This window comes from Caulobacter sp. Root1455 (genome assembly GCF_001426905.1).
In the GTDB taxonomy this organism is placed as follows: domain Bacteria; phylum Pseudomonadota; class Alphaproteobacteria; order Caulobacterales; family Caulobacteraceae; genus Caulobacter.
In genome coordinates this window covers 191,159-217,136 of the sequence record NZ_LMFQ01000025.1, presented here as the reverse complement: position 1 = coordinate 217,136, position 25,978 = coordinate 191,159, and the positions used below count along the sequence as shown (strand labels likewise).

Below are 25,978 nucleotides of genomic sequence, written 5' to 3'. Positions count from 1 at the left end.
CCGATGTCGCTCCTGGCCGCCGCCGGCTCGGTCCTCTGGCTGGATCCGCGCCTGGTCCTGGGCTGGTTGGCGATCGTCGGGCTGTTCATGCTGCTGAACCAGGCCCTGGGCCTGTGGATCGACCGCACGGCCGCTCCGAGCGCGGGCCAGGAATGGATCTATGCCGGGGTCACCTTCGTCTACACCTGCGTCTACGGCCTGCTGCCGCTGGCCATGGCCGTCGAGGGCGGCCGAGCCGCCGCCGTGGCCGGCGCGGCCATGCTGGGCGCGATCGCGCTGAGCAGCACCGCGGAGTTTCCGATCTCGCGCCGCATCGGCGCGGCCTCGTTGATGGCCGTTCTTCTGACCGCCTGCCTGGCCCTGGCGCGCCCGGCCGGCGCCGAGAGCGGCGGCCAGTCCGTGGTCGCCTTCATCGCCGCGGCCGCCTTCCTGGCCTATGTCCTGCTGGCCGCCTTGCATCGCGCCGCCACAGAGCGGGACCTGGTCCAGGCCCTGGCCGCCGCTCGCGAGAAGGAAGCCGAGGCCGCCGCCGCCAACGCCGCCAAGAGCACCTTCCTGGCCACCATGAGTCACGAGATCCGCACGCCCCTGAACGGCGTCCTGGGCATGCTCCAGGTGATGCAGGCCGAAGAGATGAGCGACGCCCAACGCGAGCGGCTCGCGCTCGTCCGCAAGTCCGGTGAGGGCCTGACGGCGATCCTCAACGACGTGCTGGACCTGTCGAAGATCGAGGCGGGCCGCCTTGAGATCGACACCGTGGCTTTCGACCTGCCGGAGCTGTTGATCGGCTGCCACCACGCCTTTTCGGTGCTGGCCGTGCAGAAGGGCCTTCGCTACACCCTGACCCTCGCGCCCGAGGTGCGGGGGCTCTATCACGGCGATCCCCTCCGGCTGCGGCAAGTGGTCGGCAACCTGCTGTCCAACGCCGCCAAGTTCACCAACACCGGCGCGATCGATCTTTCGGCCCGCATCGACGGCGAGACACTGGAGATCGCGGTCGCCGACACCGGCGTCGGCGTGGCGCCGGGCGACCTGGACCGGCTGTTCGGCAAGTTCAGCCAACTGGACGCCTCCAGCACCCGCCGCCATGGCGGAACGGGCCTTGGCCTGGCGATCTGCCGGGACCTCTGCGCGCTGATGGGCGGCGAGATCACCGTGTCCAGCGCCGTCGACCATGGTTCGACCTTCGCCATCCGCCTGCCCGCCGACCGACTGAGCCCCGCGCCCGAGGTCGAGGCGAAGGCCCAGGCCGCGCCCGCCGCGCTGATCCGCGCAACGCTGAGGGTGCTGGCCGCCGAGGACAACCAGGTCAACCAGTTGGTGCTCAAGGCGATCCTCGGCCAGGCGGGGATCAGCCCGCGTCTGGTCGCCAACGGGGCCGAGGCCGTGGAGGCCTGGCGCGAAGGCGGCTGGGACTTGGTGCTGATGGACGTGCACATGCCGGTGATGGACGGCGTGGCCGCCATGCAGGAGATCCGCCGCCAGGAAGCCGGAGCACGGACCCGAACCCCGATCATCGCCCTGACCGCCAACGCCATGAGCCATCAGGTCGAGGCGCTGCTGGCCGAGGGCTTCGACGACCATGTCGCCAAGCCGATCGACGTGGCGATGTTGTTCCTGGCCATCGAGCGGGCCGCGGCCCCGGCGGCCGACCCGACCCTGGCGGACGCCTAGCTCCCCCCGCCGCGCGCCCTCAGGAAGTCCAGCAGGGCCGAAGCCGCCGCTTCCGAAGGGTCGGGCATGCCCCGCCCCATCCGGTCCAGGGCGGCGCTCTGGGCGGCGATCTGGGCCCCGCGCAGGGACGGGTCGTCCAGCCGCTTGGCGACCTCGGCGGCCAGGGCCTGGCCGGTGCAGGCGTCCTGCAGCAGCTCGGGCGCGACCGTGTCATGGGCGGCGATGTTGAACAGGGTCACCCAGCGCGGTTTGAACATCATCTTCAGCAGGGCGTAGGTGGACGCGCCGGTCACATAGCCGACCACCACCGGGCAACCGGCCAGGGCCAGTTCGGTGGTCACCGTGCCGCTGCAGGCCAGGGCGACCGTTCCGGCCACCATGGCGTCGTCCTTCAGCGCCTCGTCCTCGACGACATGGGCCCGGAACGGCCAGGCCGCGACCCGCGCCTTGACGGCCTGGGCCACCGTCGAGGCGGCGGGCACGACCACGTGCAGGCCCGGCCGTTCGGCCTTCAGGCGGCGCACGGCGTCCTCGAACCTCGGCATGACCCGCTCGATCTCGGACGGGCGGCTGCCGGGCAGCACAAGCAGGATCGGCTCGTCCGGCCCCGCGCCGATCGCGGCGCGCAGCCTGGCCGGGTCGGCGTGGCTGAAATCGTGGGCCAGGGCGGAATTGCCGACGAAGACGCTGGGCAGGCCGACGGCGTCGAAGAACGGCTTGTCCATCGGCTGGATCGACAGCAGCAGGTCCACCGCCCCGGCCAGGTCCTTGGCGCGGCTGGCGTGGTAGGCCCAGACCTGAGGGGCGACGTACTTGACCAGCGGCAGGCGCGGGTCCTGCTTGCGCAGCGCCTTGGCCAGCCGGATGTTGAAGCCCCAGCTGTCGATCAGCACGGCCACGTCGGGCTTTTCGCGGGCCGCCAGGGCCAGGGTGTCCTTCAGCCGGGCCATGGCGCGCGGATAGGCCTTCAGGCTCTCCACGATGCCCAGGATGGACAGCTGGGCGATGTCGAACGGGCTCTGGACGCCCTCGGCCGCCATCTTGGCGCCGCCGATGCCGACGAAGCGCACCTTGTCGCCGCCCAGTCGATCGCGCAGCACGTGGGCCAGCTTCGCGCCCAGGGCGTCGCCCGAGGCCTCGGCCGCCACCAGCATCACGGTCAGCGGCCCGGCCTTCGAGAGCCTTTCGGGACTCATGCGTCGGCCCGTGGTTCGACTCCGTACACGAACAGGCCCAGGTCGTCGGCGCAGGCGATGACCTGCTCGCGGTCGACGATCAGCAGGCGTCCGGCCTCGCCGACCACGCCGGCCAGACCAGCGCGGGCCGCGCGCTGCACGGTGGCCACGCCGATCGTGGGCAGATCGACCTTGGTCTCCTGGATCGGCTTGGGCGCCTTGGCCAGCACGCCGCGCGGGGCCTCGGCGTTGCCGCGAATAGCCTGCGGCAGGTCGGCCACCCGCCGCAGCATGGCGTCCGTGCCCTCCTGGGCCTCGACGGCCAGCACCAGGCCGTCGCAGACCACGGCGCCCTGCCCCACGTCCAGCGCGCCGATGGCCCGCGCCACGTGCAGGGCGCGGTCCATGTCGGCGATGTGGCTGTCCTTCGGCGCATGCTTGCCCAGGGCGCCGCGTGGCAGGGTCATCTCGCCCCGCACTTCATGGGCGCCCTCGATCGCGAAGCCTTCCTTCTCGAACTCGGCCAGCAGGCGGCGCAGCAGGGCGTCGTCGCCCTTGCGGGCGGCGTTGACCAGGCCTGGGATGACCGTCAGGCCGCGCAGGTCCGGCTTGATGGCCGCGAAGTCGGGCCGATCGACGACGCCGGCGAAGCACACCGCCTCGCAGCCCTCGGCCCGCAGCGCCTTGAACACCTTGCCGAACTCGCCCAGTCCGACCTCGATCCCCGGATAGCGGGCCAGGACCGGCTGGGCGAACGAGCGCAGGCGCATCACCGCGAACGGCCGACCGGCCGCCTCGCAGTGTTGCGCCAGCTCCACCGGCAGGGATCCGCCTCCGGCGATCAGACCAAGCTTGCGCATGGCCCTCCCCTAGACCTCGCGCTCGGGCAGGCACAGCGGCCTGTTGCCCTCGGCGCGAATGAAGTCGACGATCTCCATCACCTCGGGCGTGTCGGCATGGGCCTCGGTCACGTCGTCCAGGCGCTCCTGGAAGGTGCCTTCGTCGGCGAACAGCAGACGGTAGGCGGCGCGCAGGGCGTTGATCGCCTCGCGGCTGAAGCCGCGGCGCTTGAGGCCCACCAGGTTCAACCCTTCGAGGTGGGCGTGGTTGCCCCACACCGAGCCGTAGGGAATGATGTCCTTGGTCACCACTCCGCCGCCGCCGACGAACGCATAGCGGCCGATGCGGGTGAACTGGTGGACGGCGCACAGCCCGCCCATGAACACGAAATCGCCGACCTGCACGTGTCCGCCCAGGGTGGCGCTGTTGGCGAAGGTCACGCGGTCGCCGATCACGCAGTCATGGGCGACGTGGGCCCCGACCATGTAGAGGCTGTCGGAGCCGACCGTGGTGACCCCGCCGCCACCCGTCGTGCCGGTGTGCATGGTGACGTGCTCGCGAATGATGTTGCGCTCGCCGATCACCAGCCGGGTGTCCTCGCCCTTGTGAGCCAGATGCTGCGGCGCGCCGCCCAGCACCGCGAAAGGATGGACGATGGTGCCGGCCCCGATCTGGGTCGCGCCCTCGATCACCACGTGCGAGACCAGCCGCACGCCGTCGCCCAGCCGAACCTTGGGGCCCACGGTGCAGAACGCGCCGATCTCGACGTCCTGGCCCAATTGCGCGCCGGGCGAAACGATGGCGGTCGGATGGATCTGGGTCATGCCTTGGGCGTCTCCACCACCATGGCCGCGAACTCGGCCTCGGCCGCGACCTTGTCGCCGACCTTGGCCACGCCCTTGAACTTGAAGATGCTCGATCGGGCGCGGACCACCTCGACTTCCATGCGGATCACGTCGCCCGGCCGCACGGGATTGCGGAAGCGGACGTTGTCGACCGACATGAAGAAGATGGTCTTGCCGTCGGTGTCGACCTCGAGCGACTTGCTCATCAGCACCGCGCCGGTCTGGGCCAGGGCCTCGATGATCAGCACGCCGGGCATCACCGGATTGCCCGGGAAGTGGCCCTGGAAGAACGGCTCGTTGATCGTCACGCACTTGATGCCGACGATCGACTGGTGGGCGCGATAGGCCTCGGCCCGGTCGACCAGCAGGAACGGATAGCGGTGCGGGATGCGGTTCAGAATCTCGGCGATGTCGATATTGGCCAGAGGCTCTTCGGTCTTGGATTGGCTCATTCTGGCCCCTTGGTTCCCCGGCCGCCCGCCTTGCGCGACAGCCATGCGGTCTCGCGGAGCCACCGCTTGAGCGGTCGCGCCGGAAACCCAGTCCATGTTTCGCCGGCCGGCACGTCCTTGAACACCGACGCCGAGGCGCCGATCTGGGCGCCCGCGCCGACCGTCAGGTGGTCGGCCACGCCGGCCTTGCCGCCGAACGCGACCCCGTCGCCCACCACCGTGCTGCCGGAAACGCCCGTGAAGGCGGCGGCGACGCAGTTGCGGCCGAGCCGGACGTTGTGGGCGACATGGACGAGATTGTCGATCTTGGTGTTCTCGCCGATCATCGTATCGCCAAAGGCGCCTCGATCCACGCAGCTGTTGGCGCCGATCGTCACCCCGTCCTGCAGGATCACCCGCCCCAGCTGCGGCAGGTCGACGACGCCCCTGGGCCCGCCGGCCGCGCCGAAGCCCGGTTCGCCGATCACCGCCCCGGCGTGGATCGACACGCGGTCGCCGATCAGGGCGAAGCCGATTACCGCGTTGGCGCCGATCCGGCAGTCGCGGCCGACGGCCACGCCGGGTCCGATCACCACGCCGGGCGCCAGATAGGTCCCGCGGCCGATTCGGGCTCCCGGCCCGATGACCACGCTGGGAGACAGCCTGACGCCCTCCTCCAGCGTGCTGTCGGGATGGACGGTCTGCACCGAGCCGTCATGCCGGCGCGGCGCGTGCAGGCGCTCGGCGGCCGCGGCCCATGAGACCTGCGGATGGCTCGTCAGCAGCAGGATGCAGCCGGCCGGAGCCTGGGCCGCGTGTTCGGGCCGCAGAAAGCAGGCCGCGCCCTTCAGGCCGGCCAGATCGGCCAGGCGCTTGGGATCGGAAAGGAAGGTGACGGCGCCCGCCCCGGCGCTCTCGAGGGGAGCGACGTGCGAGATCAGGTGATGGCCCTCGGCCGGATCGGCCAGCCGAGCATCGCTCAGACTGGCCAATTCCGTGAGGGTCGCCGGACCCAGGTCTTCGAAAAAGCGCGGGTCCGGCATCGGTCCTCTCGGGAGCAGCCCGGGCGTCATGCCCGAGCCGGCTCGATTACGGCTTCTTGGGAGTCGGTTGGAGAGCTTGAGCCCCCGGAGCCGCTTGGTCCAGACGTTCGCGATCGAAGGTCAGGGTCTTGATGCGGGCGTCCACGGCGGTCACGACGGCGTCGGTGATGTCCATGGCCGGATTGCCCAGCAGAACCGACTCGCGCTCGATCAGGATCGAGCAGGTCTTGGCCTGATAGGCCTGACGGATCGCCGGGTCCAGCTCTTGGTAGACGCGGGCCAGTTGCTTCTGCTCGGTGGCCTCGACTTCGCGCTGGCGCTGCTGGCCCTTACGCTGCCAGGCGTTGGCGCGCACTTGCAGGGCGGCGGCCTGTTGTTCCAGGGCGCTTTGGTCGAGGGTGGCCTTCTTGGCGTCCAGGGCCTTGGCGTCGTTGTCCAGGCTGGTGCGTTCGGCGGTCAGCTCGGCGTTGACCTGGGCGATGATGGCCTTCAGGCGGGCGTCGACGGCCTTGCCGACCTGCGAGGTCGCCACGGCGCGCTGGCTCGAGAAGATGCAGACGCCGGCGATCGGGGCGCCGTGAGAGATCGGCGGCGCGGCGGCGGGCGGCGCGGCCTGGGCGAAGGCGCCCGACGCCGTGGCGAGGGCGGCCAGACCCGAAACGGTCGCGGCGAGGAACTTGGAAGTCATGTTCGTTAAAACCTTGTGGAGGTGGAGAACCGGAAGGTTTCGGTCCTGTCGTAGTCTTCTTTAGCGAGAATGTGGCTGAAATCGAACCGGATGGGACCCATGGGGGACTTCCAGTCGATGCTCAGACCGGCCGTGGCCCGCAGGCCCAGGCCGTCCTTGATGTTCGGGTTGATAGTGCCGTCCGAGTTCAGACGATCGACGTCGTCCAGCTGGCCGGCCGTACCAAAGTCGGTGAACACCGCGGCCTTGATGCCGTACTGTTCGGGCAGGAAGGTCGGAACCGTCAGCTCGAACGTGCCGATCGCATAAAGCTTGGCGCCCAGGGCGCTGCTCTGCGTCGTCGTGTCGCGAGGACCGATGCCGGCGATCTCGAAGCCGCGGAACGTCGAACCGCCCTTGTAGAAGCGGTCGTTGATGCGGATGTTGTCGCCGCCCCAACCTTCGATATAGCCCGCCGAACCGGTGGCGCTGAAGATGAAGTCCTTGTTGAAGCCCCAGTACCAACCGCCGTCGGTCTCGGTCCTCAGATACTTCACGTCGCCGCCGAAGCCGGCCAGGTCCTGGTTCAGGTCGGCGAACCAGCCGCGGGTCGGCTGCAACGGGTCGTTGCGCTTGTCGATCCGCATGCCGTAGCCGAACAGCGAGGTGACGTAGGACCCGCGCTGCAGGCAGAGGATGTCGGACACCGACCCGCTGGCGCAGAGGCTGTCCTCGACGCTCACCTTGTCCTGGCGGAGCTGGTAGCGAAGGCTCATCGAAGCGTTCTGGGTCAGCGGGAAGCCCAGGCGCAGCGTGCCGCCGGTCGACTGGGTGTCATAGGCGGCGTAGTCGCTCAGGTCGTAGCGGTAGGAGTACAGATCCAGGCCCGCGCGCAGGTCGCGGCCCAGGAAGCGCGGCTCGGTGAAGCCGAAGTCGATCTGCTGGCGCAGCGAACCGACCGAGACGCGGGCCCGCAGGTTCTGGCCGCGGCCGCGGAAGTTGCGTTCGGTGATGCCGACATCCAGAACCAGCTTGTCGACCGAGCTGTAGCCGGCGCTGAACGACAGTTCGCCCGTCGGCTGTTCCTCGGTCTTGACCCGCAGGGTCGTGCGGTCGGGCCGGTCGCTCGGCACTTCCTCGATGTCGACGTCCTTGAAGAAGCCGAGCGAACGGACGCGGTTCTTGGAGCGGTCGACCAGAACGCGGTTGTAGGCGTCGCCTTCGGCCACTTCGAGTTCGCGACGCACGACGTAGTCGAGCGTGCGGGTGTTGCCGACGATGTCGATCCGATCGACATAGACCCGCGGCCCTTCACGCACCGAGAACACGACGTCGACGGTGTTGTTCTCGTGGTTGGGCACGTAGCGCGGACGCACGTCCACGAAGGCGAAGCCGGCCGCGCCCGCCGCGAAGGTCAGGGCGTCGGTGGCCTGCTCGATCTTCTCGTCTTCGTACAGCTGGCCGGCGCGGATCGGCAGGATCTGGGCCAGCAGGTCGCCGTTCAGCTTCTTCAGCTCGGTTTCGACGGTGATCTTGCCGAACTTGTACTTGGGGCCTTCGTCGATCGTGTAGGTGACCGCGAAGCCATTCTTGTCGGTGGCCAGCTCGGCGACCGAGGCCACGACGCGGAAGTCGAAATAGCCGCGGTTGCGATAGAACTTGCGCAGCTGCTCGCGGTCGTACTCGATCCGGTCAGGGTCGTAGTTGTCGTTGCTGGTCAGGAATTTGTACCAGTGCGACTCCTTGGTGACGATGACGTCCTTCAGGTCGTTGTCCGAGAATTCCTTGTTGCCCAGGAAGGTGACGCCCAGCACGCCGCTCTTGGGGCCTTCGCTGATCTCGAACACCAGGTCGACGCGCTTTTGCGGCAGTTCGACCACCTTCGGCGTCACGGTCGCCGAGATGCGACCCGAACGGCGATAGAGCTCGATGATGCGCTGGACGTCGGCCTGGACCTTGGAGCGGGTGAAGATGCCGCGCGGACGGATCTGCACCTCGTCCTTCAGCTTGTCTTCCTTCAGCGCCGAGTTCCCCTCGAAGACCACCTGGTTGATGATCGGGTTCTCGACGACCTTGATGATCAGGTCGCCGCCTTGCAGCTCGATCTTCACGTCGGCGAACAGCTCGGTGCGCGCCAGGGTCTTCAGCGCCAGGTCGAGGCGCTGGGGATCGACCGTCTCGCCCGGCTGGATCGGCAGGTAGGACAGCACGGTCCCCTGCTCGATCCGCTCGTTGCCCTGCACCACGATGCGCTGGACCACGCCCGTCTGGGCCTGGGCGAAGGCGATCTGCGGCGCGGTCAGCGCCGTGGAACCGAGGAGGAGCGCAACGCCGGTGGCGAACGCGGCGCTATGGGCGCGAATTTTGTTCATGGGACCAATCATGGACGGACGGCGCGGTTCACGAGAACAGGCCGCCAATGAATTTGAACACGTCGTAGCGGTGAAGGTCGTTCCAGGCCGCGAACAGCATGAAACCAAGGATCAAGGCAAGCCCCGCTCTGAAGCCAGCCGCCTGAAACTCGGCCTTCAGCGGCCGCTTGGCGATCGCCTCGTAGGCGTACATCACCAGGTGACCGCCATCGAGAACCGGGATGGGCAGAAGATTCATGAAGCCGATGCTGACCGACAAGGTCGCCACCATGATCATCTGGCCGACGAAGAAACGCAGCAGCAGGGTCTCGAAATTGGGCGCGTCGACCGTCGTGGCGTTGGCCATGGCGCCGACCGCGTGGCCGATGCCGATCACGCCGCTGATCTGGTCGGCCGAGATCTGCCCGGTGACCAGACGTCCCAGATAGAAGCCGATGGTGCTGATCTGGTCCCAGACCTCGACCGTGGCGTCGGGAATGGCGCGCCAGACGCTCGAGCGATAATGATAGGACGGACTGCGGTTCTCGATGCTCAGCCGGCCGACCTTCATCCGGCCGTTGATCTTGTCGACGATCTCGACCTGAACCGGGGTCGCGACAAGATGCAGGGTCTGATCGCCGCGCTTGACCGTGAAATCGATCGGCAAACCCGACCGCAGGATGACGTAGCGGCCCACGTCCTCGAAATTCTTGATTCTACGGCCGTCGGCCTTGGTGATCAGATCACCGGGCTTGAAGCCCGCGGCGGCGGCGGCGCCGTCGGCGGGCACCCGATCGACCGTCGCGGGATGGCGGTATTCGCCCAGCGTCATCATCAGCGCGGCGAACAGGACGATCGCCAGCACGAAATTGGCCATCGGCCCGGCCACGGCGATGAACGCGCGCTGCCAGACAGGCTTGAAATGGTAGTAGCGGGAAACGGCCGCCTCGCCCTCGCGCGCGGCGATCTCGCTCTTGAGGATCGCCAGGTCGCCGCCGTCCGGCACGCTGGCGGCGTTGTCGTCGCCGGAGAACCGGACGTAGCCGCCCAGGGGAATCGAGGCGATCCGCCATTCGACGCCGGTCTTGTCCCGCCACGACACGATCTTGGGGCCAAAGCCGATCGAGAAGCAGTCGATGGCCACGCCGCAGGCTCGCGCGGCCAGGAAATGGCCGAGTTCATGCACTGTCACCACGATGGACAGCACGAACACGAACGCGATGAGGCCCGTCAAAAACCCGATCATAAGGTGGCGCCTAACTCCCCGGTCAGTCTCTAGATACGCTTCTGGCCGACAACCTCGGCCGCAATACGGCGGGCCGAAGCGTCAGTCATCATCGCGCTGTCGAGGGCGTCGCCGGCGCTGTCGGCGAGCTCGCCTAGGCCGTTCATGCGCTCAAGAGTCCCCGCCACCGCGCCGGCAATATCCAGAAAGCCGATCTGGCGGTCAAGGAAGGCCGCGACAGCCACCTCGTTGGCGGCGTTCATCGCCGCCGGCGCGCCCCCGCCCAGGCGCAGCGCTTCACGGGCGATGGCGATCGACGGGAAGCGTTCCAGGTCCGGCGCTTCGAAGGTCAATTGGGCGTAGGCGGCCAGATCCAGGGGCTTGGCGGGCCACGAAAGCCGCTGGGGCCAGGAGAAGGCGCAGGAGATCGGGCTGCGCATGTCCGGCGGGCCTAGCTGGGCCAGGGTCGAGCCGTCGGCGTATTCGACCAGGCTGTGGATCACGGACTGCGGGTGGATCACCACCTCGATGCGGTCCTGCGGGGTCTCGAACAGGTAGGACGCCTCGATCATCTCGAGGCCCTTGTTCATCATCGTCGCGGAATCGACCGAAATCTTGGCGCCCATCGACCAATTCGGGTGGGCCACCGCCTGTTCCGGCGTGGCCTTGGCCATGGCGGCCTTGTCCCAGGTGCGGAAAGGTCCGCCCGACGCCGTCAGGATCAGGCGCGACACCTGGTCGAGGCAATCGCGCTGCAGCACCTGGAAGATCGCCGAGTGCTCGGAATCGACCGGAATCACCGAACCGCCGGCCGCGCGGGCGATGGCCAGCAGGGCCGGACCGGCGCAGACCAGGCTTTCCTTGTTGGCCAGGGCGATGACCGCGCCCGAGCGGGCCGCGGCCAGCGTCGGGGCCAGGCCCGCCGCGCCGACGATGGCCGACATCACCCAGTCCGCGCCCATGGCGGCGGCTTCGGAAACCGCGGCGGGACCGGCGGCGGCCCGCACGCCCGAGCCGGCCAGGCGTTCGCGCAGCTCCGGCAGGCAGGTCTCGTCGTCGATCACCGCGACCTGGGGCTTCCACCGCAGGGCCTGCTCGGCCAGTTTCTCGACATTGCGGCCGGCCGTCAGGGCCAGGATCTCGACCGCGACGCCGGCCTGTTCGAACAGGTCCAGCGTCGAAACGCCGATGGACCCCGTCGACCCCAGCACCACGACCTTGCGGGCCCCGGCCTTGGGGGCCCCGACCTTGGGACGCATGGCCTCGCGAACAGGGGTCAAGGCAACAGTCCCCGTTGGTCGAGGAGCCGCGCGGCGGCGACCACGATCGCCGCGAACATCAGGCCGTCGACACGGTCCAGCATGCCGCCGTGGCCTGGGATCAGGTCGCCCGAATCCTTCACGCCGAACCGGCGCTTGAGCATCGATTCCCAGAGGTCGCCGGTCATGGTGGCCAGGCCGCCCAGCAGACCGATCGCCGCGGCGACGGGCCAGGCCAGGTGCAGGTCGGGCAAGGCGGGCAGCGCCCGTGACAGGGCCACGATGCCGATCGCGCCCAGCGAGGCGGCGACCAGGCCGCCGAAAAAGCCCGACCAGGTCTTGTTGGGCGAATAGCGCGGCCACAGCTTCGGGCCCTTCAGGAGACTGCCGACCGCGAAGGCGAAGATGTCGGCGAACCAGGTCGCCGTGAACAGCAGCAGGGTCCAGCTGAGGCCCGCGTCCATGCGGCGCAGCCAGATCATCGCGATGACGGCCGGGGCGATGTAGATCACGCCATAGGCGGCGTCGGCCCGGCGCTCCACCGCGCCGCGCGCCATCAGGGCCGCGGTCAGGGCGCCGGCGATCACCACGGGCCAGGTGATGTAGTAGTGGCCGAGATAAGCGACGATCACCGAGATCGCCACGGCCGCGCCGATCGCCACCGCCACGCCGAGCGCCGAACGGCGGGCGCTCATCTCGGCCCACTCGCGGGCGAGGAGCGCGACGCCGACCAGGATCAATCCCAGGTACCAGACGTCGCCGAACCAGACGGCGGCCACGACCGTAGGCACCAGCACCGTGGCCGAGGCGACACGGATCCGCAGGTTGCTCCAGTTGAAACGTTTAGCCGGCGACGGCGACGTCATCGACGGCGATACCTCCATAGCGACGGTCGCGGCTGCGATATTCCGTCAACGCGGCGGCCAGGTGTTCGGGCCCGTAGTCCGGCCACAGAACGTCCTGATACACGAGTTCGGCGTAGGCGCATTCCCAAAGCAGAAAATTCGAGATCCGATGCTCGCCGCTGGTGCGCACGATAAGGTCCGGGGCAGGCGCGCCGGCGGTGGACAGATGCTGTTCGAACAACGCCTCGTCCAGATCGGCGGCCCGGGCCTCGCCGCGCTCCACCGCCAGGGCGAAGGCGCGCGCGGCGTCGGCGATGTCGGCGCGACCGCCGTAGTTGAAGGCCACCTGCAGCAGGAAGGCGCTGTTCTTGCTGGTCCGACGCTCGGCCCGGTCGATGACGTCCAGCACGTCGGGCGCCAGACCCGTACGGCGGCCGATGATCCGCACCTTCACGCCTTCGCGGGCCAGGCGCTCGAGGTCGGATTCCAGATAGGCCTTCAGCAGGCCCATCAGTTCCGACACCTCCTGCGGCGGCCGGCTCCAATTCTCGGTGGAAAAGCCGAACACCGTCATCACGCCCACGCCCAGCGCGGCGGCGCCTTCGACGGTCCGCTTCAGGGCGTTGACCCCGGCGCGATGGCCCAGGACGCGCGGCAGGTTTCGCCGCTTCGCCCAACGGCCGTTGCCGTCCATGATGATGGCCACATGCAGGGACTGGCCCGACTTGGCGCCCCCGGCGCGAGTCGAGACATCCTGCAGGCCGGTCGTCGGCGCCATGCGCTTCAGCCTTCCCTCATCGCCCCCCACAACGCAGGTCGATGCTAAACCTGCATGATCTCTTGTTCTTTGGTTTTCAAGGCCTCGTCGACGCGCTTGATGGCTTCGTCGGTCATCTTCTGGACCTCGGTCTCCATCTTCTTCAGCTCGTCTTCGCTGATGACGGAAGCCTTTTCGGCCTTCTTGAGGTCGTCGTTGGCGTCGCGACGGATGTTGCGGACCGCGACCTTTTGCTGCTCGGCGTACTTGCCGGCCACCTTGACCAGATCCTTGCGGCGCTCTTCGGTCAGCGGCGGGATCGGGATCCGCAGGTTCTGGCCCTCGACCACCGGGTTCAGGCCCAGGCCCGCGTTGCGGATCGCCTTCTCGACCGCGACGACGACGCCCTTGTCCCAGACGTTGACGTTGATCTGGCGCGGTTCCGGCACGCTGATCGAGGCCACCGCGTTCAGCGGGGTCGACGAGCCGTAGGCCTCGACCATCACCTGATCGAGCAGGCTGGCGGAGGCGCGGCCCGTGCGGAGGGAGGCGAACTCCTCCTTCAGGGCGACGACGGACTTGTCCATGCGCTCCTTGTAGCGGGACAGGACGGGTTTTTCGGCGGTGGCCATGGCTTGGGCTCTCTTCGCTGGGAATTTAAGCGGCGCGGTCGCCGGAAACGACGGTGTGCGTTCCCCGGCCCTTCAGGACGTTGAGCAGATTGCCGCGCCCCTTGATGGAGAAGACCACGATGGGAATGTTGTTGTCGCGCATCAGGGCCACGGCCGAGGCGTCCATGACCCGCAGGTCCTTGGCCAGCACGTCCATGTAGCTGAGCTTGTCGTAGCGCTTGGCGGCCGGGTCCTTCTTGGGATCGGCGCTGTAGATGCCGTCGACGCTGGTGCCCTTGAACAGGGCGTCGCACTGCATCTCGGCGGCGCGCAGGGCCGCGGCGGTGTCGGTGGTGAAGAACGGGTTGCCGGTGCCGGCCGCGAAGATCACCACCCGGCCCTTTTCCAGGTGACGCTGGGCGCGGCGGCGGATGTAGGGCTCGCAGACCGTGGCCATCGGAATGGCCGACTGCACGCGGGTGGAGACGCCGATGCGCTCCAGGGCGTCCTGCATGGCCAGGGCGTTCATCACCGTGGCCAGCATGCCCATGTAGTCGGCGCTGGAGCGCTCCATGCCCTTGGCCGCGCCGGCCATGCCGCGGAAGATGTTGCCGCCGCCGATCACCAGGCACAGCTCGACGCCCGACTGGACGATCTCCCGGATGTCCTCGGCCACCGATTCGACGGTCTTGGTGTCGATGCCATAGGGCGTGTCGCCCATCAGCACTTCGCCCGAAACCTTCAGAAGCACGCGGCGATAGGGTCTGTGCTGAGGTTCGGACATGCGGAGGCTCTTCCTGAGTCGTCGGGACGCAACATAGAGCGCGTTCCGAAAAAGTGGGATCGGTTTTCCGGGCTGAAACCGGCCAGATCGCGTGCAGACGCGCGACCCGGGCGCAAAAAAGGCGCGGCGCGCGCTCGATGCGCGCCGCGCCTTCGATAGGCGGTCCTGTCCGCCGCCCCGCCCAGTGAGGGATGGGACGGCGAAAAAGACTTAGGCTTGGCCGGCCATGGCGGCGACTTCGGCGGCGAAATCGCCTTCCGGAGCCTTCTCCACGCCTTCACCCAGGGCCAGGCGAACGAAGCCCTTCACGGTGAGCGGCGAGCCCAGTTCCTTGCCGGCCTCGGCGACCAGTTGTTCGACGGTCTGGTCCGGGTTCATGACGAAGGCCTGCTTCAGCAGCACGACTTCTTCCAGGAACTTTCGGATGCGGCCTTCGACCATCTTCTCGACGACGGCCGGGGGTTTGCCCGACTCGAGCGCCTGCGCGGTGAAGATCTGGCGCTCTTTCTCGATGGCGGCCTGGTCCAGGTCGTCCGGCGACAGCGACAGCGGGGCGGTCGCGGCCACGTGCATGGCGATCTTGCGGCCCAGTTCAACGATCTTGGCCTGGTCGCCAGCGCCTTCAATGGCGACGAGCACGGCGATGCGGCCCAGATCCGGGGCCGTCGCGTTGTGGATGTAGGTCGCCACGGCGCCATGAGCCACGGCGAACCTGGCCGAGCGGCGCAGCACCATGTTTTCGCCGATGGTGGCGATCAGATGGGTCAGCAAATCCGACACGACTTCACCGTCGGGCGTGGTGGCCGCGCCGATGGCGTCCACGCCTTCGTTGTCCAGACCGGCCCTGGCGATCTTCCGCACGGCGTTCTGGAACAGTTCGTTGCGCGACAAGAAGTCGGTTTCGGCGTTCACCTCGACGGCGGCGGCGGTCATCCCCGCCCCCTCGGCGCGGACCACGATGCCCACGAGGCCTTCGGCGGCGACGCGGTCGGCCTTCTTGGCGGCCTTGGACAGACCCTTCTCGCGCAGCCAGTCGATGGACGCGTCGATGTCGCCGTTGTTTTCGACCAGCGCCTTCTTGCAGTCCATCATGCCGACGCCCGACTTTTCGCGCAGTTCTTTCACCAGCGCAGCGGTCACTTCAGCCATGAGTTCCTCCATTGAATATCGGAGCGTTGCCCTCCGCGACCGGGTCGCCTTCAGGAAACGCGTGAAACAAAATTACGACCGGGCTTGATAGCCCGGTCGCATGTCAGGTTCACGAAGACCGGATCGGGACCGAAAGCCCGACCCGATGATCGGAAAATCAGCTCGCGGCCGGCTCTTCGGCGACGGCTTCGATCGCTTCGGCGGTCGCTTCCTGAGCGGCTTCCGGAGCGGCTTCGACGGCCGGGGCGGCTTCCGGAGCGGCGGCTTCTTCAGCCACCGGTTCCGGGGTCAGTTCGCGAGCCAGGGTCGGCTCGATCGGAGCGACCGAGGCGCCCAGGTCGACGCCCGAGGCGGCTTGGCCGGCGGCCAGGCCGTCCAGGACGGCGTCGGCGATCAGGTCGCAGTACAGCTGCAGGGCGCGAGCGGCGTCGTCGTTGCCCGGGATCGGATAGGTGATGCCGTCCGGATCGCAGTTGGTGTCGAGGATGGCCACGACCGGGATGTTCAGCTTGCGGGCTTCCAGGATCGCGATCGCTTCCTTGTTGGTGTCGATCACGAACATGATGTCGGGGATGCCGCCCATGTCCTTGATGCCGCCCAGCGACAGCTCCAGCTTGTCGCGCTCGCGGGTCAGCTGCAGCAGTTCCTTCTTGGAACGGCCCGAGCCGTCGCCGCCCAGCACGCCTTCGAGTTCGCGCAGACGCGCGATCGAACCCGAGACGGTGCGCCAGTTGGTCAGGGTGCCGCCGAGCCAGCGGTGGTTGACATAGTACTGGGCGCAGCGCTTGGCCGCGGTGGCGACCGGGTCGCTGGCCTGGCGCTTGGTGCCGACGAACAGCACGCGGCCGCCGGCGGCGGCGACTTCACGCACCTTCACCAGGGCCTGGTGCAGAAGCGGAATCGACTGCGACAGGTCGATGATGTGGATGTTCGAACGCGAACCAAAGATGTAGCGGTCCATCTTCGGGTTCCAGCGGTGCGTCTGGTGGCCGAAGTGGGCGCCAGCTTCCAAGAGCTGACGCATGGAGAATTCGGGAAGCGCCATGATAGGTCTCCTTCTTCCGGTTGAACCTCCGTGGACACCCCCGCTCCGACGATTCGGACCGGGACCGGAACGGTAACGACGGGATGTCTCCCCGGCGTCGCCGCACGTCCACGTGTGGAATGGCCGCGCAAATAGGCGCGAACGCACCAGAAAGCAAGCCCTCAGACGCGGGATGGCGCGGGATCGCGCCCTTGACCGGTCGTTTTGAAGGCGATTTCGCGCCCTCCCCGCCCAGGAGCCAAAACCGATCTCCGCCGCGTTCTATCCACAGACTGACACATCCTGCCCACAGGCCTGACACAGGACTGACAGGTTCGGACGCTAGGAGAGGCCATGCTCGCGGTCTTCGATCTGGACGGCACTCTGTTGGATGGCGATTCCACGGCGCTCTGGCTGTGGGGCCGGGTTCGCCGCTCCGTTCCTCGACTTCTGGCCGCCCTCCTGGTCGCCCCGGTCGCCATCCCGATGGTGATCGCGCCTCCCACCCGCCGGGCCGGGGCCTCGATCCTGCTGTGGATCGCCACGGCGGGCCTCTCCGAACCCAAGCTGCGCGAGTCCTGCGCCGAGTTCGCCGCGGGCTTCCAGGCCAAGGCCCTGCCCCTGCGCTGGCGCGGACCGGGCATGGCGACGCTCGACGAGCATCTGGCTCATGGCGACGAGGTGGTGGTGGTCACCGCCGCCCCGACCGTCCTGGCCCAGGCCCTGATCGCCCCGCTGGACCGGCCCATCGTCGTGCTGGGCACCTCGCTCAAGCGCCGGGCCGGCGGCTGGGTCGCCGACGTCCACTGCCGCAACCAGCGCAAGTGCCAGGCCCTGGCCGAAGCGGGCCACGGCAAGCGCTGGGCCTATGCCTACACCGACAGCCTCGACGACCTGCCGCTGCTGCGCGCAGCCGACGCGCCGATGATCGTCGGCTGCGGCAAGGCCGCCCATCGCCGCCTCGACCGCGCCCGCCTGCCCAACGGACGGGCCATGGCCTGGTAGGGGGCGCTTCGCCGTCATTTCCGTCGTGAGGCGACCGTGATTCACCGTTCGCGACAGGACGGCGCCGAAAGCGGACCAAGCCATGATCAGCGTCGCCACGAAGCAGACATAGGGATTGGCCCGGATACGGACCTTCCAGATACGCGGCTAACTGACGCGGACAACCCAAGCCGAGGTCTCCGTTAAGGCCGTCCATGAGCATCATCGCCGGCAATCAGCGAGGCTCGACATGTTTGGCTCCCTAAAGATAGCCCACAAGCTCCTGGCGGCCTTCGCCGTGCTGGTGACCTTGGTGGCCTTGGTGTGCATCCTGGTCCTGACCGGCGAGCAAACCATCAAGGCCAGGGCGGCCGAGGATCACCGCGACCTGACGCGTGACAGCCTGATGGCCAAAGCCAACGACGCCCTTGTCGAACAACAGAACGCCGTCCGTGGTTATCTGGCGACCAACGATCCGTCATTCCTCAAGCGCTACAACGGCTTCAAGGCCGACTATGCGGCGGCTCTCGATGTCCTTCTCGCCGAGCCTACCGACGGCGGCGACAAGGACCGTTTGACGCGCTTCGCCTCGGCCGTTCGAGCCTTTTCGGACCAGACCGATCTCCAGATCGCCGAGGGCGGCGATCCGACCAAGCTAGAGGCCGCCCGCGCGTCGCTGTTGACCGTAGGACGTCTCACCGCTGTCCGCGAGGTTGGCAAGGAGATCGCCGAACAGTCCAAGGCCGCGCGGCACGAGCGCGAGGCCTCGCTGGCGGCGCTTTATCATTGGGCTGAAATCGGCCTGGGCATTGTCGGCGTGCTGACGATCAGTCTTGCCTGCGCCATGGGCTGGCTTCTGACCCGGGCGATCGCTAACCCTGTCCGCGATATGACCGCCACGATGCGGAGCTTGGCGGCGGGCGACAACTCCGTCGAGGTGCCTGCGGTGGGACGGAGCGATGAGATCGGGCAAATGGCCGATGCAGTGCTGGCCTTCAAGCAATCGGCGATCGACAAGCTGAAGGTGGAGCACAGGGCGGAGGATCAGCGCCAGGCGGCCGAACGCGATCGCGTGATCCATGACGCCGAGCGCGCCGCTCACGCCCGCGAACAGGCCATCGTGGTGGAACATTTGGGTGTGGCGCTAGATCGTCTGGCGGCCGGCGACCTCACCTATCAGATCCAGACCGGATTTCCCGCCACCGCGGCCAAATTGAAGGAAGATTTCAACGCCGCCATCCAGCACCTCAACATCGCGATGGCGGCGATCGACGGCGGTGCGCGCAGCATCCTGGGCGGCTCGTCGGAGATCAGCAAGGCCGCCGATCAGCTTGCCCAACGCACCGAGCGCCAGGCCGCAAGTATCGAACAGACCGCCGCCGCGCTTGAAGAACTCCTGGCGACGGTCCGCCGTTCGGCCGACGGCGCCGCCTCGGCCAAGACCCAGGTTCAGGCCGCGCGCGACGACGCCGAGCGCGGCGGCGCGATCGTCAGCGAGGCGGTGGTCGCCATGAGCGCCATAGAAAAGTCGTCGCACGAAATCGAGCAAATCCTCAGCGTCATCGACGAGATCGCGTTCCAGACCAATCTCCTAGCCCTGAACGCTGGGGTGGAGGCGGCCCGGGCCGGCGACGCTGGACGGGGCTTCGCCGTGGTCGCGCAGGAAGTGCGGGCCCTGGCCCAGCGCTCCGCAGAAGCGGCTAGAGCGATCAAGGGTCTGATGCTGGCTAGTTCCGGCCATGTGGAGAACGGCGTCCTGCTCGTCAACCAGACGGGTGAGGCGCTGCAGCGGATCGTCGGGGGCGTCCGGCAGTCGGCCCAGGTAATGGAGCAGATCGCCGCTTCGGCTCAGGAGCAGTCGCAGGGTCTGGGCGAGGTCAATATCGCCGTCAACCAGATGGATCAGGTCACGCAACAGAACGCTGCGATGGTTGAGGAATCAACTGCCGCCAGTCGCTCGCTAGCCGACGAGGCGCATGAGCTGGCACGCCGCGTGGGGCACTTTACAATCGACGCCGCCGCCGCGCGCTTAGCGGCCTAGAACAACACCTCGGTGCGGTAGTCTAGCCCTAGGATGAAAGGCGGCGGTGAACGCCGCCTAGACGTAGCGCCAGCGGACGGATCTTCGCAAGGTCGCCTTTGGGCCAAGACGCGACCCGATCATTAGCGACGCCAAGATCCGACATGGGTCGGGAACGGCTATCGGCGCCCCTCCCAAAACCTGAACCGCGGATCATGGCGCGAACCGTCTGTCGGTCGCGGCCGACAGACGTGCTCGTGGCGGGACGGCGGACTTGGGGAACAGGTTTGAAGGTCGATCGGCCCTAGAGCGACTTGCCGTCGAACTGGTGCGGCTCCAGCGCGAAGACGTCGACGCCGTCCAGGCAGCGGACATTGATCGCCGCCATCTCCGCCCCGTCCGGCCCGACGCCGCGGCCGAAGGATTCGATGCCGCAGATCTGGCAGAACAGGTGCGCGATCTTGTGGGTGTTGAAGCGGTATTCGGTCAGGGCGTCCTGGCCCCGCTTGAGCTCGAAGGCCGACGCCGGCGCGAAGGCCAGCACCGAGCCCAGCTTGCCGCATCGCGAGCAGTTGCAGGTGATCAGCTTGTCCAGCTCGACCTCGACCGTGTAACGCACCGCGCCGCACTGACAGCCGCCTTCGTGTCTGGCCATGGCGTTTGTTCCCTTTCTCGTTTCAACGCGCCCGACGGCGCGTCGCCCTTCAAGTTCAAGACGTCCGCCCCGCGCCGAATCCGACAAGCCCCGTAGCGGCGTCTTCGGCCCGGCGATTGGAGCCCCGCGATCTCGGTGCTAGACACGTCGCCATGACCTTCGCGATCTCCATCGTGGCGCGCCCTTCCCGGCGAATTAAGCGCCCGGCCTGACCCGTCAGGCCGGGTCCAAACCCGATCGCGATCCCCCCTCGAATTCCACGCCAACGACGTCCGCCAGACGTCCGGAAGGTCACATCATGTCCCCGCGGGACGCCACGCTTCACATGCTTTGCGGCAAGATCGCCGCCGGGAAGTCCACCCTGACGGCGCGCCTCGCCGCCGCGCCGCGCACCGTCGCGCTCAGCGAGGATCACTGGCTGGCGCGTCTCTATCCGGGCCAGATCAACAGCGTCGCCGACTATGTCCGCCACGCCGCCCTGCTGCGCGAGGCGATCGCCCCCCACGTCGAGGCCCTGCTGCGCGCGGGCCTGTCGGTGGTTCTGGATTTTCCCGCCAACACCCCGGCCAGCCGGGCCTGGATGCGCGGGATCATCGAACGGTCGGGCGCGCGGCACGTGCTCCATGTCCTCGATGTTCCCGACGACGTCTGCCGGGCCAGGCTGCGGGCGCGCAACGCGGCGGGCCAACACGACTTCGCGGCCAGCGACGCCGAGTTCGACGCCATCACCGCCTATTTCACGCCCCCGGCACAGGACGAGGGTTTCAACATCGTGGTGCTGAAGCCGGAATGACCCCACGCACCGACGGCGCGCGGCACGGCGCGGTCCGCGCCGGGTCGCCTCGCCGAGGACGACCGTCGCCATGCCTCCGGGGCGGACGCGGCGCACGCCCGGCGCGCCCTAGACGTCTTCCAGCAGCGCCACCCCCGGCGCGGTCTTCAGGGCGCCGCGCAGGGCGGCGTCGAGGGTGTAGCGGCCAGGCAGCTTCATCTCGATCTCGCGGCCACCGCCCAGGGCGGCGATCAGGCTGATCTCGCCGCCGCGCGGCGAGGCGGCCGGCTCCAGCCGCTTCTTCAGGGCCGCGATCTCGGTGGCCGAGGGCGACAGGTGCAGGCGCAGGCCGGCCACCATGTTCTCGATGGCCTTCTCGATCGGCTCGGCGTCGTCGCCGAAGAACCGCACTTCGCCGTCGCGGGCCTTGGCGCGGACCTTGATCGACACCGCCTTGCCCGGCTCCAGCACCTCGCGGCACTTGCGCAGCGCCTCGGGCGGGAACAGCACCTCGTACTCGCCGCTGGGGTCCGACAGCGAGACGAAGGCGAAGCGCTCGCCGCTCTGCGAGGCGCGCTCCTGGCGGCGGCGGACCACGCCGCACATCCGGAAGGCCTCCATGCCGGCCTCGGCGCGCGGGATCACCTCGGTCAGCATGTGGGTGCGCCGGCGGCGCAGCACCCCGACCATGTCGTCCAGCGGGTGGCCGGTCAGGTAGAAGCCGACGGCGGCCAGCTCCTCGTCCAGCAGGTCGACCTGGCTCCAGGGCTCGGTCTTCTTCAGGCGCGGGCGGCCGGCGGCCGGGTCGCCGCCGAACAGGGCGTGCTGGCCGCCCTGGCGATCGGCCGCGATGCTCTGGCCGTGGGCGATCAGCACGTCGGCCGAGGCGAAGATCTGGGCGCGGTTCTTGGACAGGGAGTCGAAGGCCCCGGCCCGGGCCAGATTCTCGATCGCCCGCTTGTTGACCAGCTTGGGATCGACGCGTTCGACGAAGTCGAAGATGTCGCGGAACGGCCCGCCCTCCTCGCGGATGGCGACCAGGTGCTTCATGGCCTCCAGCCCGACGTTGCGCACCGCGCCCAGCGCATAGAGCACCTCGCCGTTCTCGACCTCGAAGTCGGCGCCCGAGCGATTGACGTCCGGCGGCCGCACGACGATGTCGAAGCGCCGGGCGTCCTGGTGGAAGACCGCCAGCTTGTCGGTGTTCGACAGGTCCAGGCTCATCGACGCGGCCAGGAACTCGACCGGCGTATTGGCCTTCAGCCAGGCCGTCTGGTAGGCGATCAGAGCGTAGGCGGCGGCGTGCGACTTGTTGAAGCCGTAGCCGGCGAACTTGGCCACCAGTTCGAAGATCGAGCCGGACTGCTCCTCGGGGACGTTCTTGTCCTTGGCCCCGGCGACGAAACGGATCTTCTGGAGATCCATTTCCTCCTTCTTCTTCTTGCCCATGGCGCGGCGCAGAAGATCGGCTTCGCCCAGGCTGTAGCCGGCCAGGATCTGGGCGATCTGCATCACCTGTTCCTGGTAGACGATGACGCCGTAGGTCTCCTTCAGCACCACCTCCAGCGAGGGGTGCAGGTTGTCGACGGGCTTTCGTCCGAACTTGCAGTCCACGAAGGTGTCGATGTTGTCCATCGGCCCCGGGCGGTACAGCGAGATCAGCGCGGTGATCTCCTCGATCGAGCCGCAGCGCATCTTGCGCAGGGTGTCGCGCATGCCCTGGCTTTCCAGCTGGAACACGCCGACCGTCTGGCCGGAGGCGAGCAGTTCGTAGGTCTTGGCGTCGTCGAACGGCAGACGGCTGAGGTCGATGATCTCGCCGCGCTTCTTCAGATGCTTCACCGCCCGGTCCAGCACGGTCAGGGTCTTCAGACCCAAGAAGTCGAACTTCACCAGACCGGCGCTCTCGACCCATTTCATGTTGAACTGGGTGGCCGGCAGGTCCGAGCGCGGATCCTTGTAGAGCGGGGTCAGCTGGGTCAGGGGCCGGTCGCCGATCACCACGCCGGCGGCGTGGGTCGAGGCGTTGCGGAACAGGCCTTCCAGCTGCAGGGCAACGTCCAGGCAGGCCTTGACGTTGCCGTCCTCGTCGCGGGCCTGCTTGAGGCGTGGCTCGATGTCGATGGCCTGGGCCAGGGTCACCGGCGCGGCCGGGTTGTTGGGCACCATTTTACAGAGCCGGTCGACCAGGCCCAGCGGCAGCTGCATCACCCGGCCGACGTCGCGCAGCACGGCGCGGGCCTGCAGGGAGCCGAAGGTGATGATCTGGGCCACGCGGTCGCGGCCGTACTTCTCCTGCACGTAGGAGATCACCTCTTCGCGGCGCTCCTGGCAGAAGTCGATGTCGAAGTCGGGCATCGAGACCCGCTCCGGATTGAGGAAGCGCTCGAACAGCAGGCCGAAGCGCAGCGGGTCCAGGTCGGTGATGGTCAGCACCCAGGCGACCAGCGATCCGGCGCCCGACCCCCGCCCGGGGCCCACGGGGATGCCGTGCTCCTTGGCCCACTTGATGAAGTCCGACACGATCAGGAAGTAGCCGGGGAAGCCCATCTTGATGATGATCGACAGCTCGAAGTCGAGGCGGTCCCAATAGACCTGCTCGTCGACCGCCAGCTTATCCAGGGCCGCCAGACGCACCTTCAGGCCTTCCTTGGCCTGGTGGGTCAGCTCCTCGGGCTCGCTGCGGCCGTCGCCGGTGGGAAAGCTGGGCAGGATCGGGTCGCGCTTGTGCACCATGAAGGCGCAGCGGCGGGCGATGTCGAGGGTGTTGTCGCAGGCCTCCGGCAGGTCGGCGAACAGCTTGCGCATGTCCTCGGCCGGCTTGAACCAGTGCTCGGGCGTCACCCGCCGGCGCTCGTCCTGGCCCACGAAGGCGCCGTCGGAGATGCACAGCAGGGCGTCGTGAGCGTCGTACATCGCCGGCTTGGCGTAGTAGACGTCGTTGGTGGCGACCAGCGGCGCGTCGTTCTCATAGGCCCAGTGGACCAGGCCCGGCTCGGCGGCGGCCTGGCGCGGCAGGCCATGGCGTTGCAGCTCGACATAGAACCGGTCGCCGAACACCCGCTGCATCTCGGCCAGGGCCGCCTCGCCTTCGGCGGTCTTGCCGGCGGCCAGCAGGGCGTCGACCGGGCCGTCGGTGCCGCCCGACAGCAGGATCAGCCCCTCGGCGTGCTCGACCACCTTGGCCCAGGGCACGACCGGCTCGGCCATCTCGCCGCTTTCCAGATAGGCCAGCGACGACAGTTCCGAGAGGTTCAGATAGCCCCGCTCGTTCTGGACCAGCAGGGTGATGGTCGGCGTGCGGGCCCAGCGTTCGGTCGGCCCTGCCCCTACGCCCGACACCGCCAGGGCGCAGCCGATGATCGGCTGGACCCCGTAGTCCTTGGAATAGACGGAATATTCCAGGGCCCCGAACAGGTTGTTGCGATCGACCAGCCCCGCGGCCGGCATGCCCGCCGCCACGGCCAGGCCCGGGATCTTGTCGGCCTTGATGGCGCCTTCGAGCAGCGAATAGGCCGAGCGCACGCGAAGGTGGACGAACCCCTGCCCTTCATTGCCCGACATCACCGCACCTCATGGCTACACGACTCAGGCCACCAACTGGGCGACCTGACACATCATCCAGACGAAGCTGGCGACAGATACAAGCGCCAAAGACTCACGCGCGATACGGACCATGGGAACCCTCCTGCGATCGTTGCTCGTTTGTTCTATATTCCACTTTTGTTCTCCTCCGCAAGAGACCCGTGTTCGATTGCGAGCTTTTTTGTCGCGGTCCCGCCGGACCCGGCCAAGGCGGCGATTTCCGGTGGATTTGGCGGGCGGATCGGCGCAGATCGCCCCATGCGCCTGATCATCGACACCGACACCGCTGGAGACGACGTGTTCTCCCTGATGCTCGCCCTGCGCCGCCCCGGCGTGAGCGTCGAGGCCATCACCATCGCCCACGGCAATGTCGGTTTCGAGCAGCACGCCGAGAACGCCCTGGCCACCCTGGAGGCCTGTGAGCGCGGCGGCGAGGTTCCGGTCTATCTGGGCGCCCAGCGGCCGCTGACCCGCGCGCCGCTGGACGCGGCCTACGTGTTCGGGGCCGACGGCATGAGCGACAGCGGCTTTCCCAAGGCCGCCCAGCGCCCCTCCCCCGGCCACGCCGCCGACGAGATCGTGCGTCGGGTGATGGCGGCGCCCGGCGAGATCACCCTGATCGCCCAGGCGGCGCTGACCAACATCGCCCTGGCCTATCAGCGCGAGCCGCGCATCGCCCAGGCCGTCAAGCATCTGTGGATCATGGGCGGGACCGACAACGGAGTCGGCAACGTCACCCCGGCGGCCGAGTACAACCTCTATGTCGATCCGGAAGCCGCCAAGATCGTCGTCAACGCCGGCTTCCCGATGAGCATCGTCACCTGGACGGAGACCCTGCGGGACGGGCTTCTGTCCCTGGAGCAGTTGGCGGCTCTGGACGCGATCGGCACGCCGCGCGCGGCGTTCTTCACCCAGGTCAACCGAGCCTCCTTGGCCTTCGCCCAGCAGACGCAAGCCCTGGACGGCAGCCTGCACCCCGACGCCCTGACCTGCGCCGCGGCCCTGGACGAAAGCCTGATCCTGGAGTCGGCGATGGCCGTGGTCGACGTCGAGACGATGGGCGAGCTGACGCGCGGCTATCTGAGCGTCTCGCACCCCATCCTGCCGGACATCGAGGTGGCCGACCCGGCCCTGAGACGCCGACCGCCGAACGCGCGGGTGATCAAGAAGATCGACCAGGCGGGGTTCCATGCGGCATTGCGCCGCGCGCTCCTCTGAAGGCCCGGACTTAACTCAATCTCAGCACGCGCTGGACTAGCCTCTCCCGTCGTCGGGGGAGAAA

Annotated in this window: 23 protein-coding genes; 5 read left to right on the top strand and 18 right to left on the bottom strand. The window is 68.1% G+C overall.

Annotated elements, in window-relative coordinates; genetic code table 11:
- The first annotated feature begins 3 nt into the window (after positions 1-3).
- Positions 4-1,674, top strand: coding sequence for an ATP-binding protein (locus tag ASD21_RS22210; RefSeq protein ID WP_235523877.1), 1,671 nt, complete (start codon positions 4-6; stop codon positions 1,672-1,674).
- Here ASD21_RS22210 and lpxB read toward each other — a convergent pair.
- The 15 genes from lpxB to rpsB form a co-directional block, all read right to left on the bottom strand.
- Positions 1,671-2,870 (bottom strand): lipid-A-disaccharide synthase, encoded by a 1,200-nt coding sequence (lpxB, locus tag ASD21_RS22205; protein WP_056446744.1) that lies wholly within the window; start codon positions 2,868-2,870, stop codon positions 1,671-1,673. The two genes, ASD21_RS22210 and lpxB, sit on opposite strands and share 4 nt — an antisense overlap.
- Positions 2,867-3,709 carry a UDP-2,3-diacylglucosamine diphosphatase gene (gene lpxI, locus ASD21_RS22200; RefSeq protein ID WP_056446741.1) on the bottom strand — a complete coding sequence of 281 codons (843 nt, stop codon included), beginning with the start codon at positions 3,707-3,709 and terminating at the stop codon, positions 2,867-2,869. The genes lpxB and lpxI overlap by 4 nt, the downstream gene beginning before the upstream one ends.
- Positions 3,710-3,718: 9 nt before the next feature.
- On the bottom strand, positions 3,719-4,513 hold the full coding sequence (gene lpxA, locus ASD21_RS22195; protein WP_056446738.1) for an acyl-ACP--UDP-N-acetylglucosamine O-acyltransferase: 795 nt from the start codon (positions 4,511-4,513) through the stop codon (positions 3,719-3,721).
- The gene (fabZ, locus tag ASD21_RS22190; protein ID WP_056446736.1) at positions 4,510-4,986 is read right to left on the bottom strand and encodes a 3-hydroxyacyl-ACP dehydratase FabZ; all 477 of its coding nucleotides are present in this window, start codon (positions 4,984-4,986) and stop codon (positions 4,510-4,512) included. Before fabZ ends, lpxA begins: the two co-directional genes overlap by 4 nt.
- Positions 4,983-6,008 carry a UDP-3-O-(3-hydroxymyristoyl)glucosamine N-acyltransferase gene (lpxD, locus tag ASD21_RS22185; RefSeq protein WP_056446730.1) on the bottom strand — a complete coding sequence of 342 codons (1,026 nt, stop codon included), beginning with the start codon at positions 6,006-6,008 and terminating at the stop codon, positions 4,983-4,985. The genes fabZ and lpxD overlap by 4 nt, the downstream gene beginning before the upstream one ends.
- Before the next feature lie 46 nt (positions 6,009-6,054).
- A complete protein-coding gene (locus tag ASD21_RS22180; RefSeq protein ID WP_056446727.1) occupies positions 6,055-6,696 on the bottom strand; it encodes an OmpH family outer membrane protein in 642 nt (213 codons plus the stop codon).
- Positions 6,697-6,701: 5 nt separating this feature from the next.
- On the bottom strand, positions 6,702-9,059 hold the full coding sequence (gene bamA / locus ASD21_RS22175) for an outer membrane protein assembly factor BamA (RefSeq protein ID WP_056446721.1): 2,358 nt from the start codon (positions 9,057-9,059) through the stop codon (positions 6,702-6,704).
- Positions 9,060-9,075: 16 nt separating this feature from the next.
- The gene (locus tag ASD21_RS22170; protein WP_235524943.1) at positions 9,076-10,260 is read right to left on the bottom strand and encodes a M50 family metallopeptidase; all 1,185 of its coding nucleotides are present in this window, start codon (positions 10,258-10,260) and stop codon (positions 9,076-9,078) included.
- Positions 10,261-10,301: 41 nt separating this feature from the next.
- Positions 10,302-11,510: a 1-deoxy-D-xylulose-5-phosphate reductoisomerase gene (locus tag ASD21_RS22165; protein ID WP_056446717.1), complete on the bottom strand. Its 1,209-nt coding sequence runs from the start codon at positions 11,508-11,510 to the stop codon at positions 10,302-10,304.
- Between the two features lie 17 nt (positions 11,511-11,527).
- Positions 11,528-12,376 (bottom strand): phosphatidate cytidylyltransferase, encoded by an 849-nt coding sequence (locus ASD21_RS22160; protein WP_056446713.1) that lies wholly within the window; start codon positions 12,374-12,376, stop codon positions 11,528-11,530.
- On the bottom strand, positions 12,354-13,133 hold the full coding sequence (gene uppS / locus ASD21_RS22155; RefSeq protein WP_056446710.1) for a polyprenyl diphosphate synthase: 780 nt from the start codon (positions 13,131-13,133) through the stop codon (positions 12,354-12,356). The genes ASD21_RS22160 and uppS overlap by 23 nt, the downstream gene beginning before the upstream one ends.
- A 44-nt stretch (positions 13,134-13,177) precedes the next feature.
- A complete protein-coding gene (gene frr / locus ASD21_RS22150) occupies positions 13,178-13,744 on the bottom strand; it encodes a ribosome recycling factor (protein ID WP_056446706.1) in 567 nt (188 codons plus the stop codon).
- A gap of 25 nt (positions 13,745-13,769) precedes the next feature.
- Positions 13,770-14,507 carry a UMP kinase gene (pyrH, locus tag ASD21_RS22145; protein WP_056446703.1) on the bottom strand — a complete coding sequence of 246 codons (738 nt, stop codon included), beginning with the start codon at positions 14,505-14,507 and terminating at the stop codon, positions 13,770-13,772.
- A gap of 210 nt (positions 14,508-14,717) precedes the next feature.
- Positions 14,718-15,656 (bottom strand): translation elongation factor Ts, encoded by a 939-nt coding sequence (gene tsf / locus ASD21_RS22140; RefSeq protein WP_056446700.1) that lies wholly within the window; start codon positions 15,654-15,656, stop codon positions 14,718-14,720.
- A gap of 157 nt (positions 15,657-15,813) precedes the next feature.
- Complete coding sequence (rpsB, locus tag ASD21_RS22135) at positions 15,814-16,701, bottom strand: 30S ribosomal protein S2 (RefSeq protein WP_056446697.1); 888 nt, start codon at positions 16,699-16,701, stop codon at positions 15,814-15,816.
- Positions 16,702-17,034: 333 nt separating this feature from the next.
- On the opposite strand from rpsB, the gene ASD21_RS22130 reads away from it, so the two are divergent.
- A complete protein-coding gene (locus ASD21_RS22130; RefSeq protein WP_056446694.1) occupies positions 17,035-17,685 on the top strand; it encodes a haloacid dehalogenase-like hydrolase in 651 nt (216 codons plus the stop codon).
- Between the two features lie 229 nt (positions 17,686-17,914).
- Positions 17,915-19,705, top strand: a complete 1,791-nt coding sequence (locus tag ASD21_RS22125; RefSeq protein ID WP_056446691.1) for a methyl-accepting chemotaxis protein — start codon at positions 17,915-17,917, stop codon at positions 19,703-19,705.
- A gap of 283 nt (positions 19,706-19,988) precedes the next feature.
- Here the strand turns inward: ASD21_RS22125 and ASD21_RS22120 are convergent, their stop codons facing one another.
- Positions 19,989-20,339: a GFA family protein gene (locus ASD21_RS22120; RefSeq protein ID WP_056446688.1), complete on the bottom strand. Its 351-nt coding sequence runs from the start codon at positions 20,337-20,339 to the stop codon at positions 19,989-19,991.
- A 298-nt stretch (positions 20,340-20,637) separates the two neighbouring features.
- Here ASD21_RS22120 and ASD21_RS22115 point away from each other — a divergent pair, with 298 nt between their 5' ends.
- A complete protein-coding gene (locus ASD21_RS22115) occupies positions 20,638-21,132 on the top strand; it encodes an AAA family ATPase (RefSeq protein ID WP_056446685.1) in 495 nt (164 codons plus the stop codon).
- A gap of 108 nt (positions 21,133-21,240) precedes the next feature.
- On the opposite strand, the gene dnaE is transcribed toward ASD21_RS22115, so the two are convergent.
- Together dnaE and sidA are read right to left on the bottom strand one after the other, a co-directional pair.
- Entirely contained in the window at positions 21,241-24,675 is a 3,435-nt protein-coding gene (dnaE, locus tag ASD21_RS22110; protein WP_056446682.1) for a DNA polymerase III subunit alpha, read from the bottom strand.
- Between the two features lie 24 nt (positions 24,676-24,699).
- A complete protein-coding gene (sidA, locus tag ASD21_RS22105; protein ID WP_035018457.1) occupies positions 24,700-24,789 on the bottom strand; it encodes a cell division inhibitor SidA in 90 nt (29 codons plus the stop codon).
- Between the two features lie 165 nt (positions 24,790-24,954).
- Between sidA and ASD21_RS22100 the strand changes: the two genes are divergently transcribed.
- A complete protein-coding gene (locus ASD21_RS22100; RefSeq protein ID WP_056446679.1) occupies positions 24,955-25,914 on the top strand; it encodes a nucleoside hydrolase in 960 nt (319 codons plus the stop codon).
- Positions 25,915-25,978 lie beyond the last annotated feature (64 nt).

Excerpts from the sequence above, each read along its gene's own strand:
- lpxI (WP_056446741.1), bottom strand. The coding sequence starts at position 3,709 with ATGCGCAAGCTTGGTCTGATCGCCGGAGGCGGATCCCTGCCGGTGGAG.
- ASD21_RS22165 (WP_056446717.1), bottom strand. The coding sequence starts at position 11,510 with ATGCGTCCCAAGGTCGGGGCCCCCAAGGCCGGGGCCCGCAAGGTCGTG.
- ASD21_RS22160 (WP_056446713.1), bottom strand. The coding sequence starts at position 12,376 with ATGACGTCGCCGTCGCCGGCTAAACGTTTCAACTGGAGCAACCTGCGG.
- pyrH (WP_056446703.1), bottom strand. The coding sequence starts at position 14,507 with ATGTCCGAACCTCAGCACAGACCCTATCGCCGCGTGCTTCTGAAGGTT.
- ASD21_RS22125 (WP_056446691.1), top strand. The coding sequence starts at position 17,915 with ATGTTTGGCTCCCTAAAGATAGCCCACAAGCTCCTGGCGGCCTTCGCC.
- ASD21_RS22100 (WP_056446679.1), top strand. The coding sequence starts at position 24,955 with ATGCGCCTGATCATCGACACCGACACCGCTGGAGACGACGTGTTCTCC.
- uppS (WP_056446710.1), bottom strand. The coding sequence starts at position 13,133 with ATGGCGCCGACGACCGGCCTGCAGGATGTCTCGACTCGCGCCGGGGGC.
- lpxB (WP_056446744.1), bottom strand. The coding sequence starts at position 2,870 with ATGAGTCCCGAAAGGCTCTCGAAGGCCGGGCCGCTGACCGTGATGCTG.
- rpsB (WP_056446697.1), bottom strand. The coding sequence starts at position 16,701 with ATGGCGCTTCCCGAATTCTCCATGCGTCAGCTCTTGGAAGCTGGCGCC.
- tsf (WP_056446700.1), bottom strand. The coding sequence starts at position 15,656 with ATGGCTGAAGTGACCGCTGCGCTGGTGAAAGAACTGCGCGAAAAGTCG.
- ASD21_RS22180 (WP_056446727.1), bottom strand. The coding sequence starts at position 6,696 with ATGACTTCCAAGTTCCTCGCCGCGACCGTTTCGGGTCTGGCCGCCCTC.
- ASD21_RS22120 (WP_056446688.1), bottom strand. The coding sequence starts at position 20,339 with ATGGCCAGACACGAAGGCGGCTGTCAGTGCGGCGCGGTGCGTTACACG.
- sidA (WP_035018457.1), bottom strand. The coding sequence starts at position 24,789 with ATGGTCCGTATCGCGCGTGAGTCTTTGGCGCTTGTATCTGTCGCCAGC.
- fabZ (WP_056446736.1), bottom strand. The coding sequence starts at position 4,986 with ATGAGCCAATCCAAGACCGAAGAGCCTCTGGCCAATATCGACATCGCC.
- lpxA (WP_056446738.1), bottom strand. The coding sequence starts at position 4,513 with ATGACCCAGATCCATCCGACCGCCATCGTTTCGCCCGGCGCGCAATTG.
- frr (WP_056446706.1), bottom strand. The coding sequence starts at position 13,744 with ATGGCCACCGCCGAAAAACCCGTCCTGTCCCGCTACAAGGAGCGCATG.
- bamA (WP_056446721.1), bottom strand. The coding sequence starts at position 9,059 with ATGATTGGTCCCATGAACAAAATTCGCGCCCATAGCGCCGCGTTCGCC.
- lpxD (WP_056446730.1), bottom strand. The coding sequence starts at position 6,008 with ATGCCGGACCCGCGCTTTTTCGAAGACCTGGGTCCGGCGACCCTCACG.
- dnaE (WP_056446682.1), bottom strand. The coding sequence starts at position 24,675 with ATGTCGGGCAATGAAGGGCAGGGGTTCGTCCACCTTCGCGTGCGCTCG.
- ASD21_RS22130 (WP_056446694.1), top strand. The coding sequence starts at position 17,035 with ATGCTCGCGGTCTTCGATCTGGACGGCACTCTGTTGGATGGCGATTCC.
- ASD21_RS22210 (WP_235523877.1), top strand. The coding sequence starts at position 4 with ATGTCGCTCCTGGCCGCCGCCGGCTCGGTCCTCTGGCTGGATCCGCGC.
- ASD21_RS22115 (WP_056446685.1), top strand. The coding sequence starts at position 20,638 with ATGTCCCCGCGGGACGCCACGCTTCACATGCTTTGCGGCAAGATCGCC.